17 protein-coding genes are annotated in these 18,245 nt (G+C 68.4%); 8 read left to right on the forward strand and 9 right to left on the reverse strand.

Annotated elements, in window-relative coordinates:
- Window positions 1-123: 123 nt before the first annotated feature.
- Window positions 124-1,038 (reverse strand): FAM151A/B family protein, encoded by a 915-nt coding sequence (locus HUA76_RS29515; protein ID WP_174462699.1) that lies wholly within the window; start codon window positions 1,036-1,038, stop codon window positions 124-126.
- A gap of 203 nt (window positions 1,039-1,241) precedes the next feature.
- Between HUA76_RS29515 and HUA76_RS29520 the strand changes: the two genes are divergently transcribed.
- The 3 genes from HUA76_RS29520 (at window position 1,242) to HUA76_RS29530 (ending at window position 4,290) form a co-directional block, all read left to right on the forward strand.
- Window positions 1,242-2,375 carry a histidinol-phosphate transaminase gene (locus HUA76_RS29520; protein ID WP_174462700.1) on the forward strand — a complete coding sequence of 378 codons (1,134 nt, stop codon included), beginning with the start codon at window positions 1,242-1,244 and terminating at the stop codon, window positions 2,373-2,375.
- An 87-nt stretch (window positions 2,376-2,462) separates the two neighbouring features.
- Entirely contained in the window at window positions 2,463-3,581 is a 1,119-nt protein-coding gene (locus tag HUA76_RS29525; protein WP_141641461.1) for a sensor histidine kinase, read from the forward strand.
- Window positions 3,547-4,290 (forward strand): LytTR family DNA-binding domain-containing protein, encoded by a 744-nt coding sequence (locus HUA76_RS29530; RefSeq protein WP_174462701.1) that lies wholly within the window; start codon window positions 3,547-3,549, stop codon window positions 4,288-4,290. Before HUA76_RS29525 ends, HUA76_RS29530 begins: the two co-directional genes overlap by 35 nt.
- Before the next feature lie 27 nt (window positions 4,291-4,317).
- On the opposite strand, the gene HUA76_RS29535 is transcribed toward HUA76_RS29530, so the two are convergent.
- The 3 genes from HUA76_RS29535 to HUA76_RS29545 all read right to left on the reverse strand — a co-directional run bounded on the left by HUA76_RS29535 (window position 4,318) and on the right by HUA76_RS29545 (window position 7,719).
- Window positions 4,318-5,001, reverse strand: coding sequence for a macro domain-containing protein (locus HUA76_RS29535; protein WP_174462702.1), 684 nt, complete (start codon window positions 4,999-5,001; stop codon window positions 4,318-4,320).
- Window positions 5,002-5,119: 118 nt separating this feature from the next.
- Window positions 5,120-6,433, reverse strand: a complete 1,314-nt coding sequence (locus HUA76_RS29540; RefSeq protein ID WP_174462703.1) for an alpha/beta hydrolase — start codon at window positions 6,431-6,433, stop codon at window positions 5,120-5,122.
- 242 nt (window positions 6,434-6,675) lie between these two features.
- A complete protein-coding gene (locus HUA76_RS29545) occupies window positions 6,676-7,719 on the reverse strand; it encodes a hypothetical protein (RefSeq protein WP_141641465.1) in 1,044 nt (347 codons plus the stop codon).
- A gap of 146 nt (window positions 7,720-7,865) precedes the next feature.
- Between HUA76_RS29545 and HUA76_RS29550 the strand changes: the two genes are divergently transcribed.
- The gene (locus tag HUA76_RS29550; protein ID WP_174462704.1) at window positions 7,866-9,908 is read left to right on the forward strand and encodes a radical SAM protein; all 2,043 of its coding nucleotides are present in this window, start codon (window positions 7,866-7,868) and stop codon (window positions 9,906-9,908) included.
- A 9-nt stretch (window positions 9,909-9,917) separates the two neighbouring features.
- Here the strand turns inward: HUA76_RS29550 and HUA76_RS29555 are convergent, their stop codons facing one another.
- The 5 genes from HUA76_RS29555 to HUA76_RS29575 form a co-directional block, all read right to left on the reverse strand.
- Entirely contained in the window at window positions 9,918-11,696 is a 1,779-nt protein-coding gene (locus HUA76_RS29555) for an ABC transporter ATP-binding protein (RefSeq protein ID WP_174462705.1), read from the reverse strand.
- On the reverse strand, window positions 11,693-13,504 hold the full coding sequence (locus HUA76_RS29560; protein ID WP_174462706.1) for an ABC transporter ATP-binding protein: 1,812 nt from the start codon (window positions 13,502-13,504) through the stop codon (window positions 11,693-11,695). Before HUA76_RS29560 ends, HUA76_RS29555 begins: the two co-directional genes overlap by 4 nt.
- 93 nt (window positions 13,505-13,597) lie before the next feature.
- Window positions 13,598-14,230 carry a TetR/AcrR family transcriptional regulator gene (locus HUA76_RS29565; RefSeq protein WP_174462707.1) on the reverse strand — a complete coding sequence of 211 codons (633 nt, stop codon included), beginning with the start codon at window positions 14,228-14,230 and terminating at the stop codon, window positions 13,598-13,600.
- A 34-nt stretch (window positions 14,231-14,264) separates the two neighbouring features.
- Window positions 14,265-14,753, reverse strand: coding sequence for a group II truncated hemoglobin (locus HUA76_RS29570; protein ID WP_174462708.1), 489 nt, complete (start codon window positions 14,751-14,753; stop codon window positions 14,265-14,267).
- Window positions 14,750-15,169, reverse strand: a complete 420-nt coding sequence (locus tag HUA76_RS29575; RefSeq protein ID WP_246137029.1) for a putative quinol monooxygenase — start codon at window positions 15,167-15,169, stop codon at window positions 14,750-14,752. The genes HUA76_RS29570 and HUA76_RS29575 overlap by 4 nt, the downstream gene beginning before the upstream one ends.
- A 137-nt stretch (window positions 15,170-15,306) precedes the next feature.
- On the opposite strand from HUA76_RS29575, the gene HUA76_RS29580 reads away from it, so the two are divergent.
- The 4 genes from HUA76_RS29580 to HUA76_RS29595 all read left to right on the forward strand — a co-directional run bounded on the left by HUA76_RS29580 (window position 15,307) and on the right by HUA76_RS29595 (window position 18,238).
- Window positions 15,307-15,627, forward strand: a complete 321-nt coding sequence (locus tag HUA76_RS29580) for a cupin domain-containing protein (protein ID WP_174462709.1) — start codon at window positions 15,307-15,309, stop codon at window positions 15,625-15,627.
- Between the two features lie 47 nt (window positions 15,628-15,674).
- Window positions 15,675-16,112: a hypothetical protein gene (locus HUA76_RS29585; RefSeq protein WP_174462710.1), complete on the forward strand. Its 438-nt coding sequence runs from the start codon at window positions 15,675-15,677 to the stop codon at window positions 16,110-16,112.
- 255 nt (window positions 16,113-16,367) lie between these two features.
- Complete coding sequence (locus tag HUA76_RS29590; RefSeq protein ID WP_174462711.1) at window positions 16,368-17,420, forward strand: fatty acid desaturase; 1,053 nt, start codon at window positions 16,368-16,370, stop codon at window positions 17,418-17,420.
- 65 nt (window positions 17,421-17,485) lie between these two features.
- On the forward strand, window positions 17,486-18,238 hold the full coding sequence (locus HUA76_RS29595) for a DUF2652 domain-containing protein (RefSeq protein ID WP_174462712.1): 753 nt from the start codon (window positions 17,486-17,488) through the stop codon (window positions 18,236-18,238).
- The last annotated feature ends 7 nt before the right edge of the window (window positions 18,239-18,245 follow it).

Consider the following 18,245-nt stretch of genomic DNA (forward strand, 5'->3'; position numbering starts at 1 on the left):
CTCATGGTGCGGGTACATGCCTACCTCAACGCGCGGAATGCACAGCGCTCTGCCTGTCCATCCCTGCGCCGAGCCGACCTCAGGCGTGCCTCCTGACGTCGTGCGAGAATCGAGATCGTTGGTTTAGAGAAACTTGTCCCAGCCGGTCTTGAACCAGTTCTTCACGGCGTCGGCCCTGTCGCCCCAGCTGTTCCCATGGGGTCCGGCGATGTCGATCATCCCGTTGACGCCTCGGGCCTTCAGGTCCTCGGCGGCCTTCACGGGGTCCTTCGAATCGCCCCACACCGAGATGGTGCCGGCGGCGGGGCTCCCAGCGGGCAGGAAGGTCTTGATGGCCTCGTCGGTCAGCTTGTCGTGACGCACCACGAAGGTGGCGGGCCCGCCCAGCTCTTTCGCCAGGTCGACCATCTTCTGTGCATCCGTCCCCTTCACCTCTCCCCCGGTGGGCGGGTTGATGGCCAGGATGGCATTGGGGAAGCGCTCACGAATCTTCGGCCCCCACTCCTGCATGTCCTCGAAGCCCAGGTTGAGCATCAACCGGTCCTCGGAGATGCCCACCTTCTCCAGCTCGTCGAGGACGGCCGGCATCTGGTCGGCCTCCTTGATGTCGAGCTTGAGTCCGCGCCCGGACTCCTTCCCCATCGTCAGCCACTCGTTGAGGGTGAGGTTGTCCCCGTCCTCGTGGTTCTTGTCGTGGCGCATCTCCGGAGAGTCCTTGTTGATCTCCTTCCGGACGTCACCTTCGAACCAGTTCGCGCCGCTGTTCAGCGCGTCCTCGAACTGCTCCTTCGTGTTGGTGCGATGCGCGTTGCGCGCCTCGGAGAGCGGCTGGGTCCCAGACCAGGTGTTGTCCACTGGAGCGGGGGACTCGGCGGACTTCGCGCTGGCGGTGGTGGCCTGGAAGCTGTCCACCTGGGAGTGGCCCTTGGCGACAGTCGCCGGAGCGACGGCCTTCACTTCGGGCGCCGGGGGCGGAGGAGACGGCTTGGGGAGCGGGACGACCCTGGGACCAATCCGACCGCCGTGCTCAAAAGGCATGGTGCATCCTCCGATTCTCAATTGTCGGGGAATGGCACGAAAAGGTGCTTGGGATGCGCCGCCCCCGCCGCTCACAGGTGAAGGACACCGCTCGCCGGCTGCGTGCGGGCCTTCACAGATGCGCCCGCGATTGAGCCCCGCCACGCCCCTAACCTTCTCCTCGCGCTGAGACGTCCACCCCATTCAGCGCCGGGAGAATCGACGTGTCCCACTTCCTTCCCACCCGCAGGGCCCTCCTCGCCGGCGCCGCGGCGACCACCGCCGGACTGGCGCTCCGGCCCGAACCCGCACGGGCCGCCCCCGCGCCCAGGCGTGCGCCGAGCGAGGACCCCGTCCGCCTCTTCTCCAACGAGAACCGCTACGGCCCTTCTGAAGGCGCGAAGCGAGCCATCCGCGAGTCCCTCCACCTCAGCAGCCGCTACGCCACGACCGACAGCGTCAATGTCCTCAAGCGCCTCATCGCCGAGCAGGAGGGCCTGACACCCGAGCACGTCCTGCTCACCGCGGGCTCCTTCGAGGCGCTGACGATCATCGCGGCGGAGTACGCCTCCGGCGGAGGCGGCGTCGTGTGCGCGGACCTGACCTTTCCCGTCCTCGCCAACTACGCCGAGCGCGTCGGAGGGAAGGTGCAACGCGTTCCGCTCGACGCCACGCTGACGCATGACCTTGCGGCCATGGAGGCCCGCGTGGGCGCGGGCACGAAGCTCGTCTCGGTGTGCAATCCCAACAACCCCACGGGCACCATCGTCGACCCGGCGCGCCTGCGCGCCTTCTGCGAGGCGGTGTCTCCCCGCGCCACCGTGCTGGTGGACGAGGTGTATCTGAACTACCTGGAGCCCGCGCCGGGCCAGTCCATGGTGGACCAGGTGCGCGCGGGAAGAAGCGTCATCATCGCCCGCTCCTTCTCCAAGATTTATGGGCTGGCCGGCATGCGCGTGGGCTACGCCCTGGCCCAGCCCCAGGTCATCCAGCGGTTGTCCGAGCTGCGGATGTCCCTCCCCAACTCCACGTCCATCATGGCCGCGACGGCGAGCCTCCAGGACAAGCCCTTCCTCGCGCGGATGCGCAAGCTCACCGCCGAGTCTCGCGAGGTCACCACCCGCGTCCTGGACGAACTGGGGATGAAGTACGTCGCGGGCCACGGCAACTTCCTCTGGATTCCGCTGACCCGGCAGCAACTGGACCTGCCCGTGCGCTTCGCCCCCCATGGCTTCCACCTGATGACGAACCCGAACGTCCCCATCGCCGCGGACGACTCCGCCTTGCGCCTGACGCTGGGCACGGTGGAGGAGATGCGCGCGTTCGGCACCCTCCTGCGCTCCATGCTGAAGACCTGAGAGCAGCCAGACAGGCGCACGCATCCCCTGAGAGCCCGAGGCGCTCGCGCGTCGTCGGGCTGGATTCACTCTGATAGGTTCCCGCGCATGAAACACCGCCTGGCCCCCGCTCCAGCGTTCTGGACCCTGCAGCTCGGGGGCTGGGGGCTCTACGCCATCCTGCTCATCATCACCTTCTATCCGGCCATCAACGCGGATGGCGGCGCGCTGCACCTGGTGGTGGCCAAGGCACACCGCGCGCTGTACGGCCTGGCGCTCACCAGCGTGATGAGGCTGGCCTACCGGCGCCTCTTTCCGGGCACCTTCCGGCGGCAGACGCTCTGGGCCATGGTCACCAGCGCGGCGTTCGGAGTCCTCTGGACGGTGCTGGGTGAGCTGTGGGCCATCTGGCTCTATCCCACGTACGACTGGCATCGACACCAGATGTCGCTTCCCCGGCTCTCGCTGGAATACGGCGTCACGCTGCTGGGCTGGAGCGGGCTCTACTTCGGAATCAAACACGCCCGAGCCTGGCAGGAGGAGCGCGAGCGCGCCCTGCGAGCGGACACCCTGGCGCAGGAGGCGCGGCTCGCGTCCCTGCGTCACCAGATGCACCCGCACTTCCTGTTCAACGCGCTCACCTCCGTGCGCGCCCTCATCGGGGAGGACCCCGCCCGTGCGCGGCGCATGGTGACGGAGATGGCGGACTTCCTGCGCTTCTCGCTCCAGAAGGGGGACTACCCGCATGTCCCGCTGGAGGAGGAGCTGTCCATGGTGCGCAGCTACCTGAGCATCGAGTCGGTGCGCTTCGAGGAGAAGCTGGACGCGAGCCTCTCCGTGGAGCCCGGCACCGAGCAGCTCACCGTGCCGGCGTTCCTCATCCAGCCGCTGGTGGACAACGCGGTGAAGCACGGCCTCGCGTCCGGCGTGCTGCCAGTGCGCGTACGTGTGCGGGTGACGCGGGTGCGGGACGTGCTGCGCATCCAGGTGGACAACACCGGCACGTGGGCGCCCGCGGCGCGCGAGCTGGGCCCCCAGGGCACGGGCACCGGGCTCCGCAACGTGCGCGAGCGGCTGGCCCACCTCTACGCGGACCGCGCGAAGCTGGAGACGTCGGAAACGGAGGGCTGGGTCCACATCGTCGTCGAGCTCCCCGCCATGGAATGGACCCCGATACTCGCGGAGGAATCGCATGACGCTGCCCCTGCGCGCGTTGCTCGTGGATGACGAGCGGCTCGCCCGAGTCGAGCTGCGCGAGATGCTGTCATCGTCTCCCCATGTGAAGGTCGTGGGCGAGGCGGACAGCGTGAAGTCCGCGCTGGAGCGAATCGAGGAGCTGCGGCCGGAGCTGCTCTTCCTGGACGTGCAGATGCCCGGAGAGGGCGGCTTCGAGCTGCTCGCCCGCCTGCCCGAGCGGCCATTCCAGGTGATTTTCGTCACGGCCCACGACACGCACGCGCTGCGGGCGTTCGAGGTCAACGCGCTGGACTACCTGCTCAAGCCCGTGCATCCGGACCGGCTGGCGCGGGCCGTGGAGCGACTGGTGGAACGGGAGCAGGGCAGACCCGCGCCCGCGCAGGGCCCCACCCGCCAGAAGCTCACCGAGGCGGACGTGCTGTTCCTGGAGAACGGCGCGAAGTCGCGCTTCGTGCGGGTGGAGCAGCTCGTCTGCCTTCGCGGCGCGGGCGACTACGTGGAGCTCGTCACGGCGGACGGCCAGTGCACGCTGTCGCCGCGCCCCTTGAAGGAGTGGGAGCTGCGCCTGCCGGAGCGGACCTTCGCGCGCATCCACCGCTCCGCGCTGGTCAACCTGACCTACGTCGAGCGCGTGGACCGGGGCTTGAGCGGCGGGGGTGACGTCTACCTGCGCGGGCTGGAAGCGCCGCTGCCGCTCAGCCGGAGCCATGCGTCGGCGCTGCGCGAGCGGTTCGGCTGACCGGCGGCGCCCGTGAGCGCGCGGCGACTACCTGCCGCGCTGCTCCTGCTCGCGACAGCGCTCCACGAAGTCCAGCACCTCGCGCGACACGGAGCCCTCCGGCAGCGCGAAGTAGCGCGAGACGATATCCACGGTGGCGATGTACTCCGGCAGGTTGTAGCCGTAGAAGACCAGACGCCCGAGCCGCGAACCCTCTCTGGCGCTCAGGTGCTCGCTCAGCGTGGAGCACGCCAGGTCCACCGACTCACGCAGCGAGAGCCCTCCGGTGCCAGCCCCCAGGGCGACCATGGCCACGGAGAGGTCTGCTTCGTCCAACTGCTCCAGCGTCTCCCACAGCTTCACGCAGGCCGCGCGGATGCGCTGCGAGTCCGGGAACGAGCCCCCGTGAATGCCCTCGCGATAGTCCATCACCGCGACGTGGGCCACCCACTTCGCCGTGGGGTGCGCGCCCGCCTCCGTCACCAGCACCTCTCCCGGCGCCATGGGTCCACCGAAGCGCGCATTCAGCGCCGCGAGGATGTGCTCCTGGAAGCCTTCGCCGCACGCCCGGCGGATGGCGCCGGAGACACCCGAGCCGAGCTGGCCATTCGTGTTGGATGCATTGACGAGCACCCGCTCGCGTCCGCTCACCAGACTGCCTTGCACCACTTCGACAGACGACAGCCGTGAGCCCACGTCAGGGCTCTTCAACACCACGTTCGACAAGCGCATGCACGACCTTCCCAGGTCCACTCAAGACAAGCGGGACCCGCCAGAGCACCGGCCGGTCCCGCGAAAAAATTGTAAGGGATTCCGGTGGAGCGGACCTTGGGCCCGCTCTACATCCGGCTCACTCCACGGCGCGCTTCGCCTCGGGGTCGATGACGCGGTTGCCCTTCCACCAGTCATGCTCGCCGTAGCGCTGCTGGGCCCGGTCCACTCCGCCGTAGTTCCCGGTGACGATGTCCGCCAGGTTGGCCAGGGACTCGGAGCCCTCTTTGTAGTACTTGGAATGGTCGCCCATGTTGCTCTTGTCCCCGCGGTCCTTCGCCTCCGCGGTGAACCGGTTGGCGCCGAACTTGTTCTCGGACGGGTCCTGTCCCAGCGGGTCCCCGGGCAGGTTGCTGCCATTGAGCCAGGACACCACGTCCCGGCTGGCCGAGCCGGACCACACGTGGCCGTTGGCGAGCGCGCCGTCGTAGTCCTTCACCGACTTGGCGCTGCCCGCACCGGGGCTGCCGATGAGCACCAGGTCATCCGCCTGGAGGCCGTTCTTGTCGGCGGCGATGGAGGCGGTGGTGCTGCCATAGCTGTGGCCAATGACAGTCAGGTGCGGCTGGTTTCCGTCGCGCGCGGCGCGGATGCCGGCCACGTCAGCGGCCAGCAGCTTGGCGCCATTCTCCGCGGCGTTGTCGGACGCCACGTTCTGGAAGCCCGGCGCGTCGTAGCCCATCCAGGCCACCGTCGCGACCTCACCCTGCTGCGTGCCCGAGGCCTTGTGGAGCTTGAGCGCGTCGCTGGTGATGTTGTCCATGTAGCCGCGCACGTCCGAGTTCAGGCCCGGCACGCTCACCGACACATGCTTCGCGGTGTCCAGGTTGCCGGCGACGATGGCCGCACGGCCCTCGCCATTGACGAAGGTCGAGTCATAGACGAGCAGCTGCGCGGAGCCCGCCTCCTTCGCCACCCGGTCCAGCTGCGTCTGCACGGCCCGCGCGTTCTCCAGCTGGCGCTGTTGGTCCTTGGAGGGTGACTTCTCCGCGCTGAGCTGGGCGATTTCATTCTTCAGCTGCGTGCGGTTCGCGGTGTCACGCACGGAGGCCGGCAGGCCATCCATGGAGCCGAGCTTCTTGGGGTCCGAGCTGACCACCTGCGACTGCTCCGTGGGCGACAGCTGCTTCCACCAACCGGCGCGGGCCTTCGGGTCCGCGGGCGCGCTGTCCAGCGGCCCCTTGGCGGCGAGCGGCGCATTCTCCCCGGTGAGCTTCTCCGCCCCCGTCTTGCGAGGCTCCTCGAACGTGGAGACCGTCTCCACCTTCTCCACGGGCTTCGCCTTGGGCTTGGCCTTGGCCGCCGTCTGCTGCTCGGCCGCGACGCGCGCGGCCTCCGCTCGGCGACGGGCGGACTCGGCTGCGCTGCTGTTCACAGAGGAGATACCGGCCATGACAGCGCCTCGTGTTGAAGGGGGGATACCTACATCTTCGCGAATCAGCCGAAAATGTTTCCTGACGCCTAGGAAAAACCGAGGGGCGTGATGTGACGCAGGACGTCACACCTTTCGGCGGCGACCCACGGCGCTCCGAGTCACGTTGGCGCAGGCATCGCGCGAACCCGGACGCCAGAAAGCAGAAGGCCCGGGGCCGCTGTTCGCGACCACCGGGCCTTCGTCAACGACCGGGGACGGGATTACTTCGTGGGGTTGTCCACGCCGTTGTTGGTCCACACGTAGCGCTGAATCCAGTCACCACCGACGCCCAGGCCCGTCTCACGCTGGCGGTCCTGGACGAGCGCGGGGGGCAGGCCCTTGTCCTGGAAGGACGCGGGCACGCGGGTGCCGGACTCGAGGTGCGAGTTGTTGACGACCTCGTACTGGAGGTTGGGCTTGCCGGTCTTCTCGTCGATGCCGGTGCACGTCACCTGCGTGCGGTAGGAGCCGATGAACCACTCCAGCGAGGTGTACTTCTCCTTGCTCTTCTCGTCGGTGCCCGGGCCCGTGAAGCGGTACAGGGCCTTGTCCTTCTGCGCGTCGGTGGCCTCGGCGGGAGGGAACACGTCGCCGGGCTTCGGGTTCGGGTACATCTTGAAGAACTCTTCGGTCACCTGCTGCTGGTGGGGGCGGCCCGCCAGGTCTTCGGTGTACGCGTTGTCGCGCACGGTGACGCGCTCGGTGCCGTTGTCCGTCTTGTCCCAGGTGCCCAGGTCCTTGGGCTTCTCCTCGAGCAGCCAGGTGCCCCACAGCTTGGGCCAGTCACCCTGCAGCTTCTGCCCCGTCACCGGGTCCGTCGTCCGGGTGATGCCCTCCAGGTCCACCTTGCCCAGCGTCTTCAGGCTCTGGGTGATGGAGGAGTCCTTGCCGACGAGCAGCTCCGACGTCTTGGCCAGGGCATCCATGCCGCCCTCGGCCGCCTTCACCAGCTGGTCGGCGGCGCCGTCCGGCAGCACCTTCGTGACGCCGTGGTACGCGGTGCGCAGCCCCGTCTGGAACACGTCGCGGGCCAGGTCCTTCGGGTCGGTGATGGCCTTCTTGAACGCGTCCGTGACGGGGTTGTGCTTCACGTCCTCGAACACGTCCTTGGTCGTGTCGACGACGGCCTTCTTCACGTCGTTGGTCGTGTCGACGACCGCCTTCTTCACGTCCGTCGCCTTGTCGACGACCGTGTCCTTCACGTCGTTGACGGTGTTCGTCACCGTCTTCCGAACGTCGTTGAAGCTGGGGATCTTGAAACCCATATGGGTGGGACCTCGGGGGGTGTGGGCGGCCAGACTTCGGCTGACTCTGGAGTTATCGGCCCTGGAACGTCGATTGTTTCTTGTAGGCTGAGAACCACGCCCCACCCTTGGATTGCCCCTGAATCCAGGGGGTTGTGAGGACCTTCATGCAGCCACACTCCGACTGGCGCCCGCACGCGCTCGATGGCGCCCTCCTCTGGTTCCACCGGATCACCGGCACGAACCTCCGCGTGGACGGCCCCCGGACGCGCCACCTGCGGCGAAGGGCGCCCCGGCTGGTCCTCTTCGGCATCACCAACGCGTGCAACCTCGCGTGCACCTTCTGTTCGCGAGAGCGGGAAGCGAAGAGCGAGTGGACGGTGGACTCCGCCTTCGACGTGCTGTCGGGCCTGGCCCGCGCGGGCACGCTGGAGGTCTCGTTCGGTGGCGGCGAGCCCCTCGCCTTTCGTGGCTTCGATGAGCTGGTGCGGCGGCTGTCGAACGAGACGCCGCTCGCCATCCACTTCACCACCAACGGGATGCTGCTCTCCGACGAGCGACTCGCACGACTCGCGCCCCACCTCGGAGAGGTCCGCGTGTCGCTCTACGACGACAACGACTGGGAGGCGTGTGTCGAGCGGCTCGCCCGCGCCGGACAGACGTTCGGCGTGAACATCCTCGCGACCCCGGAGCGACTGCCCACGCTGTCCGCACAGCTCCGGACGCTTCACGCGCTGGGCTGTCGAGATGCCGCGCTCCTGCGCTACGTCGGCGACGACGCGAAGCTCCGACTGAGCCCTTCGGATGAGGCACGACTCACGGAGGTGCTCGCGGACAGCCCGCTGCGCACGCGCCTGTCGGTCTGCTTCGGAGACACGCTGACGGAGGTCCCCCGGCTCTTCGGCGGCGACTGCGGCGCGGGGCTCGACTTCGTCACCCTGACGTCGAACCGACGGCTGAAGGCGTGCTCGTTTCAGGGCGGGGGACTTCCCATCACCTCGGCGGAGGATGTGCTCGCGGGATGGAACGGGCGGCGAGACGTGCTGTCCGCGCCGTCGCCCCTGGCGGGCTGTGCGCGCGCGGGGGCGCCTTTGGGAGAGGCGCTGACCGACGGCGTTCGCGTGTGGCGCGGGTTCTCCGGAAACAACAGCGGAGACTGCGTGCTCGTGGGTCGCTTCGAGACGGCTGAAGAGGCCACGGCCTACCTCGACACGCTCCTGCCAGACTGGAAGTCGGGACGCGCCTACCCGGAGCGATGGAAGGAGCTGCTCGCGGCGGAGGGCATCCCGGTGGGCGCGGAGGAGCGCGTCCCCGATGTGATGGCCTCGCTGGGCCGGGTGGTGATGCTGCACACCGAGATGACGCTGGATGACGACTTCCCCGCGCTGCGGACCCTCTTGTGGAAGCGCAAGGGGCGCATGGTCCACTCGGAGATTCACGGGCACGGTAGATTCGAGCTGGCGACCGCGTTTGGAGTGCGGGACACGGCGACCCTGGGCGCACTGGAGCTCGTGCTGGAAGAGGAAGTGCACGGCTCTTTCATCCGCCATGCGAACCAGCTCCACGGGCTCGTGGGCTACTGGGGCGCCCCTGGCGGCAAGGAGTCCCTCGACACCCTGGTGGCGAAGTTGAAGACACTCGCCCAGGAGAACGGCGCGGTCGTCGCGGCGGAGCTGGTGGAGGTCCCCAAGGACCTGCGCCTCGAACAGCGCCTCGCGTCGCGCGGCCCTCACGCGGGGCGGCTGCGCCTGTGGGTCCTGTTCCAGTCCGCGGAGGTGGCGAGCCGCTATGCGAAGGACCTGACCGGCGACGTCACGGTGGCGGGCCCGCACGTCCTGCTGGAGGAGGACCACTTCGGACCCCGCCTGGGTTACCTCGCCCAGCGCCAGGGTGGCACCGCGCTCATGCTCACCAGTCAGCGCGTCATCGTGAGGGGCTCCTTCTCGCAGCCGAAGCGCGGCCCGCCCGACGTCGTCCCGCACCTTCGTCCGTACCTGACCCCAGACGACCGCGTGGACTCGACGCCCGGGAACGACAGCCTCTCGGTCCGGGTCAACACGATGGAACCCGGACGCGTGCTGAAGGCGCTCGTCGAGCTGGAAGCCGTGCTGGGCCTGCACGCCTGGGTTCAGGTGTACTCCGACGACCCGCTCGCGGAGGCACTGCACCGCCTCCGCGAGGACGTGAACGAAGAGCTCCGTCGTCGGTAGTGACGGCCTCTACCCCTGCTCTGCCCGGGGGGCTTCTCGCCGCAGGCCCAGATGCCATCCCTTGGCCCGCTCCTGCTCACGCCAGAGCGCCGCATAGGGCCCCTCGCGACGCACCAGCTCGTCGTGAGTCCCGCTCTCCGCCACCCTTCCGCGCTCCAGCACCACGATGCGGTGAGCGCGACGCACCGTCCGCAGCCGGTGCGCAATCACGACCACCGTCTTGTGCCGGACCAGCTCGTCAATCGCCCGCTGAATCTCCGCCTCCGCGGACGCATCGACCGAAGCCGTGGCCTCGTCGAGCAGGACGATGGGCGCGTCCTTGAGGATGGCCCGCGCGATGGACAGCCGCTGCCGCTCGCCTCCCGAGAGTGAGCCACCGTCCTCGGTGAGCACGGTGTCGTAGCCCTGGGGAAGCGCCTGGATGAAGTCATGCGCCCTCGCGGCCCTGGCGGCGCGCTCGACGTCCTCCCGGGACGCATCCGCGCGACCCACGCGCAGGTTGTCGAGCACCGTCCCGGAGAACAGCACCACGTCCTGGAACACCATCGCGATGTGCCGGTGCAGCTCCTCGAACGGCAAATCCCGGATGTCGACTCCGCCGATACGAATGGCCCCCTGCCCTCGCGGCACGTCCCACAGCCGCGCGACCAGATGCACCAGCGTCGACTTGCCCGAGCCCGAGGCACCGACAATCGCCGTGAGCGACTGCTCGCGGAACTCTACGGAGACGTCCTTCAGCACGTGCTCCCCTTCGTACGCGAAGGAGACGGCCTCCACCTCCACGTTGAAGCGGGTGACAGGCGCGGCTGGCGAGGAAGGCTCGCTCAGCGGCTTCTCGGCCATGAGCCGGTCCACGCGCTCCAACGCGCGCTGGGAGCCTCGGAGCATGAGGAGCGCCACGCCCAGCTCGGCCACCTGTCGCGTCACGCCCACGCTCACCACGAGGAACACCAGGAGCGTCCCCGGAGCCAGCGTCCCCTGGAAGGCCAGCGTGCTGCCCACGAACGCCACGACGACGAAGCTCGCCTCGACCAGGAAGCCGAAGACGGACAGGAGCGGCGACGGCGCCACCTCCGCGCGGATGAGCGCGTCACGCAGCCGCTCCATCGCCTTCACGAAGCGCTGGTACACCTCACCGTGTCGACCGAAGGCGCGGAGCACGGCGATGCCCTGCACGTACTCGACGATGCGCGCGTTCACGTCCGCCGTCGCCTCGAGCACGGAGGTGATTTCCCGCACGAAGAGGGGCGTCGTGGCCGCCAGGACGGCGAGCGCGACGGGCAACATCGCGAGGACGGCGAGCCCCAGCCGCCAGTCGAGGAAGCACAGCCCGAGGCCCACCAGCATCGGCAGGGCGAAGCTGGCGGCGAAGACGCCGATGATGTGCGACCAGATGTCCTCGACAAGCGCCAGGTCCGTCGTGAGCACGCCCATCAGCTCGCCGCTGCGGTGCTGGGTGAAGAAGCCCATGGGCAGCCGCCGCAGGTGGTCCGCCGTGCGGATGCGGGCCTGTCCCATCAGCGCATGGGCCGCGGTGAAGATGTTCGCCATCGCCGACCGGGTGAACACCATCCGCAGGAGCACCGCGAGGACGATGCCGCCCGTCACCTGGCCCGTCAGCTCCAGGGTGAGCCGTCGCTCCAACGCCGCGCGGACGAAGAACAGGACCAGCGCATAGGGCAGCGCCGTCGCCACCGCCTCACCGAAGGCGAAGAGGAAGCCGCGCCGCAGCCGCGCGTCCTTCTGGCCCGCCAGCCGCTCTCCGAGCGTGAAGAACTCTCCAATCATGATGCCACCTCCACACCACGCGGGGCTTCTGCCTCGGCACCGCCGAGCGACCAGTCCCGTGCATCCGAGTGACTCGCCCACAGTCGCTGGTAGAGCGCGCAGCGCGAGAGCAGCACCTCATGCGGACCCTGGTCCTGGACCCGCCCTCCGTCGAGCACGACGATGTGGTCGGCGGTGGCGATGGTCGACAGCCGGTGGGCGACGACCACGACGGTCCTCCCCTCGCACAACTCCGACAACGCCTCCTGGATGCGCGCCTCGTTCTCCGGGTCCGCGAACGCGGTCGCCTCGTCGAGCAGGAGCACGGGCGCGGCCTTGAGCAGGGCCCGCGCGATGGACAGCCGCTGCTTCTCTCCACCGGACAGTCGCGCGCCACGCTCACCCAGCATCGTGTCGTACCCCTGGGGCAGCCCGAGGATGAAGTCGTGCGCCCGCGCGGCGCGGCATGCGGCCTCCAGCTCCGCGTCCGTCGCCTCCGCGCGCCCCAGCCGCAGGTTGTCGCGGACGGAGCCATGGAAGAGGAACACGTCCTGGAACACCATGGAGACGCGCGAGAGCAGCGTGTCGAGGGGCAGCTTGCGCACGTCGACGCCTCCCAGCTCCACCGTGCCGCCGTGGGCCTCCCACAGCCTGGGCACGAGCTTCACGAGCGTCGACTTGCCAGCGCCCGAGGGCCCCACGAGCGCGGTCACCTTCCCGGCCGGCGCATCGAACGTGACGCGGTGGAGCACGTCCTTCCCCGCGCTGTCGTAGCGGAAGTCGACTTCCCGGAACGAAATGCCGTCATGTCGTGGCGACTCGGTGCCCGCGACGTCTTCCAGGTCGGGCGCCAGGAGGATGTCGTGGATGCGCTCGTTGCCCGCCGTGACGCGCTCGACGTTGCCCCACGCGAACATCAGCCGCATCAGCGACATGAGGAGCTGGGGCCCCAGCACCAGGAACAACACCAGCGACTCCAGCGAGAGCCCGCCTCGCACGTACAGCCAGCCCCCCAGGGGTACGAGGACGACGAGGCTGGAGCCGATGAGCGCGCCGAAGGCGCCATAGCCCCGCCCGTTGGTGCGCATGAAGCCCTCCATCCACGCCAGGCCCTCCTCGATGGAGCGCGAGAGGTCCCCGAAGCGGGCCGCGGAGAGGCCAAACGTCTTGATGACCTTGATGCCCCGGAAGTACTCCAGGAGCGACGCGTTCATCCGCTGCTGAATCTCGTTCCACCGCGCATGCGCCTTGCCGACATCGCGCATCGCGAGCGCCATGGCGCCCACCGCCAAGGGAGCGACGGCGATGCTCGCCAGGGCCATCCGCCAGTCCACCCACAGCAGCGCGACGGCCGTGGCGAGCGGAACCACCATGGCGGCCACCGCGTCCGGGAAGTTGTGCGCGACGAACGACTCAATCTGATTCACGTCGTCCATCAGCGTCGTCTTCAGCGAGCCCGTGGACCGACGGCTGAAGAACGACAGCGGCACCGCGCCGAGCTTCCGCGCGATTCGCAGGCGCAGCGCATGGAGGATTCGGAATGCGGCGATGTGCGCGGCCATCGTCGCCCCCGCGACGAACAGGTAGCGCAGCACCAGCGCCCCCACGGCGACGAGCGCCAGCGTGCGGACCTCGTCCAGCTTCGGCGGCTCCGCGTAGATGGCCGTGGCCATGCGCGCGACGATGAAGAACGGCACCAACCCCAGCGCGGCAGCCACCGTCGAGCTGAGCGCCGCGAGCCCCACCAGCGGCCCCTGCAAACCCAGCAGCGACACCAACCCTCGCAGGCCAGGCGGCGGATGACTCGGCGACTCCTCGACGACACTCACGGACGACCTCCCATTGACTTGATTTCGATAATAATATTCATTATCGACGCCTGACCAGCGGCATCGACGAACCGGGGCACAGGTCCCCACCCGTTACGCGCGGGAGGGCAGGACACCGTTCCGCAGCAGCTTCAGGCAGAGCGCCAGGTACGCGCGTTCCCGCTGAGCGCGGCTGCCCAGGTGCCGCAGCCGGTGGGCATGGCGCTCGCTGTAGCTGACCCAGGCCTTCATGAGGCCCGCCATGGCGATGAGGAGCAGCTCCGGGTCCACGTCCTTCGCGACGGCGCGGTTGCGCTGCGCGGCCCGGACCTGGGCGGCTTGTCGTTCGACGAAGTCGTCCTCACCCGGCCACATCTCCAAGTCCCCTTCCAGCGCGGCCCAGGCGGCCAGGCGGGACCACTCCGGACTCGCCCGGAAGAAGCCGACGAGCTGCTGGAGCCCCTCCTCGGTGAGCAGCCCCAGGCCGTCATCATCGGGAGCCGGTGCGTGGGCCCGCGCGGAGTCCTCCACCGCGTGGGCCTTCACGATGGCGTAGAGCGACTCCTTCGTCCCGAAGTGGTGCTGAATCAGGCTCACGGACACGCCCGCCGCGTTGGCGACATCCCGGAAGGATGTCCCGGCGAAGCCACGCTCCGCGAACAGCCGCGTGCCCTCCGTGAGGATCCGCTTCCGGACCCCCTCCGGGTCCCTCGTCAACACGGGCTTCTTCTTCGCGGCGGCGACCATCGTTAACTTACTGTACGACCAACAAGTTCACCATTCAAGTCTCCGGGCGATAGGGGCCGCCAGGGACACCCCAGCCCCAGGTGGGCATGGGCCCGTCCAGCGTGACGCTCGCGCCGGGCTGAGAGTTGATGACGGCGAGCCGGGAGCCCCACTCGACGTAGGCGACGAAGGCCGAGCGGAACTCGGGGTCCGAGGGCAGCTCCACCTCGTTGGCGCTGTCGAGCAGCAGGTCCGTCCAGCGTCGCCGCTGCGCCTCCGTCAGGTGCCGCTCCAGGTGGTGACGCAGCATCCCGGGATGTCCTCCATGCGCCTCGCTGTAGGCACGAGGCCCGCCCAGGACTTCACCCAGGAAGAGGGCGACGTGGGCCGGGTGCCGCGCGGACATGCGCTCGAAGATGGGGCCGAGGAGCGCGTCGGTGCGCACCCGGGCATAGAAGCACTCTGTCAGCCGCGCCAGGGCCTGCGCCCCACCCGCCCACGCGTAGAGCGTGGGCACCGCGGACGCTGCACCGCCGTCGCTCACGGCCGGGTCCACGCCGTGTCGACGTCGTAGTGCTTCATCTCCTGGATGTCGGAGACGAACGGCCGCACGAGCACGAAGAACTTCTGGAAGGCCGCGCTGCCCCGGAACCCCTTCATGTGTCCTTCGAGGGAGTCCCACTCGATGCGGACGACGAAGTGGTGGGGCTCCTCGGAGCCTCGGCTCACTTCGTAGCGCAGGCAGTGCGGCGAGGCGCGCAGATGCTCACCCGCGGCCCGGTAGGCCTCGAGGAACGCGTCGGCGCGCTCGGCCGGGATGTCATAGCGGATGTATTCGACAATCATGGACTGCTCCTTGTTCGATGAGGACTTCGACGGGCGGGGTGCGGCGGCAATCCCCGCGACGCCCAGGGCGGCGACGAGGAGGAACAAGGCGACACGACGAGACTTCCCGGACACGGACGACCTCCAGGGCGGGGACCTGGTTTCGAGGGTGCATTCCCGCCCAGCCGTGCCACTGTAAGGACGACGGGAGGACACCCGCTTTGTCGGCCGTTCCGATTCGTGGGCCTCGCGTTCCAAAGGGAGGGATGGGGATGGAGCCGCTGTCAGCGGTGCTGCGTGGGATGAACCTGAAGGGGAGCATCTACGCGGCCTGGGAGCTGCGGGCCCCGTGGGGCATGGACCTGCCGGAGGCCCCCTTCGCATCCTTTCACTGGATGGAACAGGGAAGCAGCTGGCTGCGCGCCGGCGAGGACGTCCTGCCCCTGGAGGCCGGCGAGCGGGTGGTCCTCTTCGGCGGCCAGGCGCATCAGCTGCTCTCCTCGCGGGCGGCCTCGGTCACGACTGCTCGTGCGGCACCCACCCGTCGCGGGGGTTCATCACGTCGAGGGCCCGGGTGCGCAATCCCGACGTAGCCGGTTCGTACAAGCGCCAGGGAACACGCGCGCCCCACACTCGCGCCATGAACCTCGCCCAGAAAATCGCGGCCTTTTCCGCCGGTGGCTTCCTGCTCGCGGGCCTGCTCTTCGGCGTCTGGAAATATCTCCAGATATCCCAGAGCCCCAAGGCCCAGGCCTCGCCCTACGTCGACATCGCCCACCGCGCCGCGCTCCTCTATTCGTTCGCGTGCCTCGTCGTCGAACGCTTCGTCGTCCTCAGCGCGTTGGACGACGCCGTCGAGCTGATCGCCGTCATCGCGCAAATCGGCTTCTTCGCGGTGGGCCTCTCGACCTACGTCATCCACGGCCTCCTGAAAGACACGGACAATCAATTCGAGCGCCCCCACAGGCTCGGGCGTGCAGTGCTGCCTCCCGCGGTGATGGTGGCCTCCATGGTCGCCCTCATCGCGGGAGAGCTCGGAGGCTTCGCCGTGCTGTTCTGGGGCGCCGTCACAACCTGATTGTGACAAGCAGGCAGGCGACTCAGGGCTTCCGCCCGTGCTCCAGGCAGGGGGCGGGGTCGTCACGGACCTTCAGGATGAGCCCGGAGCCAAGAGGCGTTTCCCTCCGTTGGGGGCTCATTCTTCCGCCCTCGTGGAGTCCTCGCCCCCCCCCGCGCCTCGAAGAAATTGTCGGGTAGCACTTCGCGCCGCCACCGGAGTTTCATGACAAACTCCGCGACACTTCACGCGCCCAGCCGCCTGCTCAGGGAATTCATGTCATTTCTGGACCGCATCCTCGACCCTCCGAGCTACGGCTACGAGAAGAACGGCGCGCTCTACGTGCCGACCCACCGGGAAATCTTCTCGGAGTTCTTCGCGCGGCTGAACATCTTCCGGACGCGGAAGAACTGGCTGGCGCTCATCGGGTGGACCACGACGCTGGGCTTCGGCATCCCACTCGCCCTCTTCTTCACCCACCATTTCAGTTGGTGGCTGCTGCTCGTGGGCTTCGTCTACAGCATGGTGGTCCTGGGCACACACGGCACCATCTGGTTCCACCGGTACTCGACGCACCGGGCCTTCCAGTTCAAGAACGCCTTCTTCCGTGAGCTCTGCCGCAACCTGGTGGTGAAGACGATTTCGGAAGAGGCGTATGTCATTTCCCACCACGTCCACCACGCCAAGGTGGAGACGCCGGGGGACCCCTACAACGCGAAAGCCGGCTGGCTCTATTGCTTCCTGGCGGACGTGAATCACCAGGGCATCCGCAGGGACTTGAGCGCCAAGGACTACTCGCAGCTGTGCAAGCTCATGGAGCACACGGGCGTGCACCTGAACAGCTATGAGCAGTACCAGAAGTGGGGCTCGCTCTGTCACCCCGGCTGGACCGTGGCGCACTTCCTGGCGAACTGGGCGGTCTGGTACGGCGTGTTCTTCCTGTTGGGCGGCCACGCCCTGGCGCTGGCCCTCTTCGGCTGGTCCGGCGTGTGGGCCGTGGGCGTGCGGACGTTCAACTATGACGGACACGGAGGCGGGAAGGACCGCCGACGCGATGGCGTGGACTTCAACATGAAGGACCAGTCCATCAACCAGCTCTGGCCGGGACTCATCACGGGCGAGTGGCACAACAACCACCACCTCTATCCGCACGGAGCCCGCGCGGGCTTCCTGTCCTACCAGTTCGACCCCGCCTGGCACTTCATCCGCGGGTGGTCCTACCTGGGCGCCATCACGTCGTACCGGGACTTCAAGCAGGAGTTCATGGAGCGCCACTACCTGCCCTGGGCGGAGAAGCAGAAGGACAAGGCCGTCGTCGTGGGTGGCTAGAGCCTTCGAGGCAGGGAGAGGCACCGCTATGCCTCCCCTGCTCCCTGCGATACGCTGAAACGCGAATGGCGACAGAGAAGGCGCTGCTGCTCATCGCGGATATCGGCGGCTACACCCGGTTCATGAAACACCACCGCTTCAGTCTCGCGCACGCGCAAGACACGGTGGCGCAGTTGCTCGAAGCCGTCATCGACGCCTCCGGCAAGCTCAAGCTCGCGAAGCTCGAAGGGGACGCGGCGTTCTTCTACGCCGTCGGCGACGACTGCAGCGTCCTGGCCCGGCAAATCGCCGACATCCGCCGCGCCTTCCTCGCCCGACGCGAGCGGCTCATCGTCGACCGCATGTGCAAGTGCGAGGGCTGCATGCAGGTCGGCGGCCTGACGCTCAAGTTCGTGGCCCACTCCGGAGAGGTCGCCTTCCAGCGCGTGAAGCACCTCACCGAGCTGGCGGGCGTGGACGTCATCCTCGTGCACCGGATGCTGAAGAACGACGTCCCCGTGTCCGAGTACTTCCTGATGACCGACTCGGTGCACCAGCGGCTCCAGCCGGAGCTGCGCCAGCTCACCCGGGGGCTCGAGCACGAGTTCGAGGGCCTGGGCCGCACGGCCACGCACTACCTGGACCTGAACGAGAGCGCCCAGGAGCTGCCCGCGGCGATTGGCCCCAGCCTGCCCCGCAGGTGGTGGCACAAGCTGACGCAGGAGGCGCGCTCGCTGAAGTACGTGCTCGGCTTCCAGCAGGCCTGCCAGAACTTCCGCAACGTCGAGGTGGTCGACGCCCAGGAGGCCGCGCCCTCCTCCGACGTGCCGCGCTCCTGAACAGGGA

The organism is Myxococcus sp. CA056 (assembly GCF_013336715.1).
In the GTDB taxonomy this organism is placed as follows: Bacteria; Myxococcota; Myxococcia; order Myxococcales; family Myxococcaceae; genus Myxococcus; species Myxococcus llanfairpwllgwyngyllgogerychwyrndrobwllllantysiliogogogochensis.

Excerpts from the sequence above, each read along its gene's own strand:
- HUA76_RS29565 (WP_174462707.1), bottom strand. The coding sequence starts at position 14,230 with ATGGTCGCCGCCGCGAAGAAGAAGCCCGTGTTGACGAGGGACCCGGAG.
- HUA76_RS29540 (WP_174462703.1), bottom strand. The coding sequence starts at position 6,433 with ATGGCCGGTATCTCCTCTGTGAACAGCAGCGCAGCCGAGTCCGCCCGT.
- HUA76_RS29580 (WP_174462709.1), top strand. The coding sequence starts at position 15,307 with ATGGAGCCGCTGTCAGCGGTGCTGCGTGGGATGAACCTGAAGGGGAGC.
- HUA76_RS29555 (WP_174462705.1), bottom strand. The coding sequence starts at position 11,696 with ATGATTGGAGAGTTCTTCACGCTCGGAGAGCGGCTGGCGGGCCAGAAG.
- HUA76_RS29585 (WP_174462710.1), top strand. The coding sequence starts at position 15,675 with ATGAACCTCGCCCAGAAAATCGCGGCCTTTTCCGCCGGTGGCTTCCTG.
- HUA76_RS29535 (WP_174462702.1), bottom strand. The coding sequence starts at position 5,001 with ATGCGCTTGTCGAACGTGGTGTTGAAGAGCCCTGACGTGGGCTCACGG.
- HUA76_RS29525 (WP_141641461.1), top strand. The coding sequence starts at position 2,463 with ATGAAACACCGCCTGGCCCCCGCTCCAGCGTTCTGGACCCTGCAGCTC.
- HUA76_RS29515 (WP_174462699.1), bottom strand. The coding sequence starts at position 1,038 with ATGCCTTTTGAGCACGGCGGTCGGATTGGTCCCAGGGTCGTCCCGCTC.
- HUA76_RS29545 (WP_141641465.1), bottom strand. The coding sequence starts at position 7,719 with ATGGGTTTCAAGATCCCCAGCTTCAACGACGTTCGGAAGACGGTGACG.
- HUA76_RS29550 (WP_174462704.1), top strand. The coding sequence starts at position 7,866 with ATGCAGCCACACTCCGACTGGCGCCCGCACGCGCTCGATGGCGCCCTC.
- HUA76_RS29595 (WP_174462712.1), top strand. The coding sequence starts at position 17,486 with ATGGCGACAGAGAAGGCGCTGCTGCTCATCGCGGATATCGGCGGCTAC.
- HUA76_RS29530 (WP_174462701.1), top strand. The coding sequence starts at position 3,547 with ATGACGCTGCCCCTGCGCGCGTTGCTCGTGGATGACGAGCGGCTCGCC.
- HUA76_RS29590 (WP_174462711.1), top strand. The coding sequence starts at position 16,368 with ATGTCATTTCTGGACCGCATCCTCGACCCTCCGAGCTACGGCTACGAG.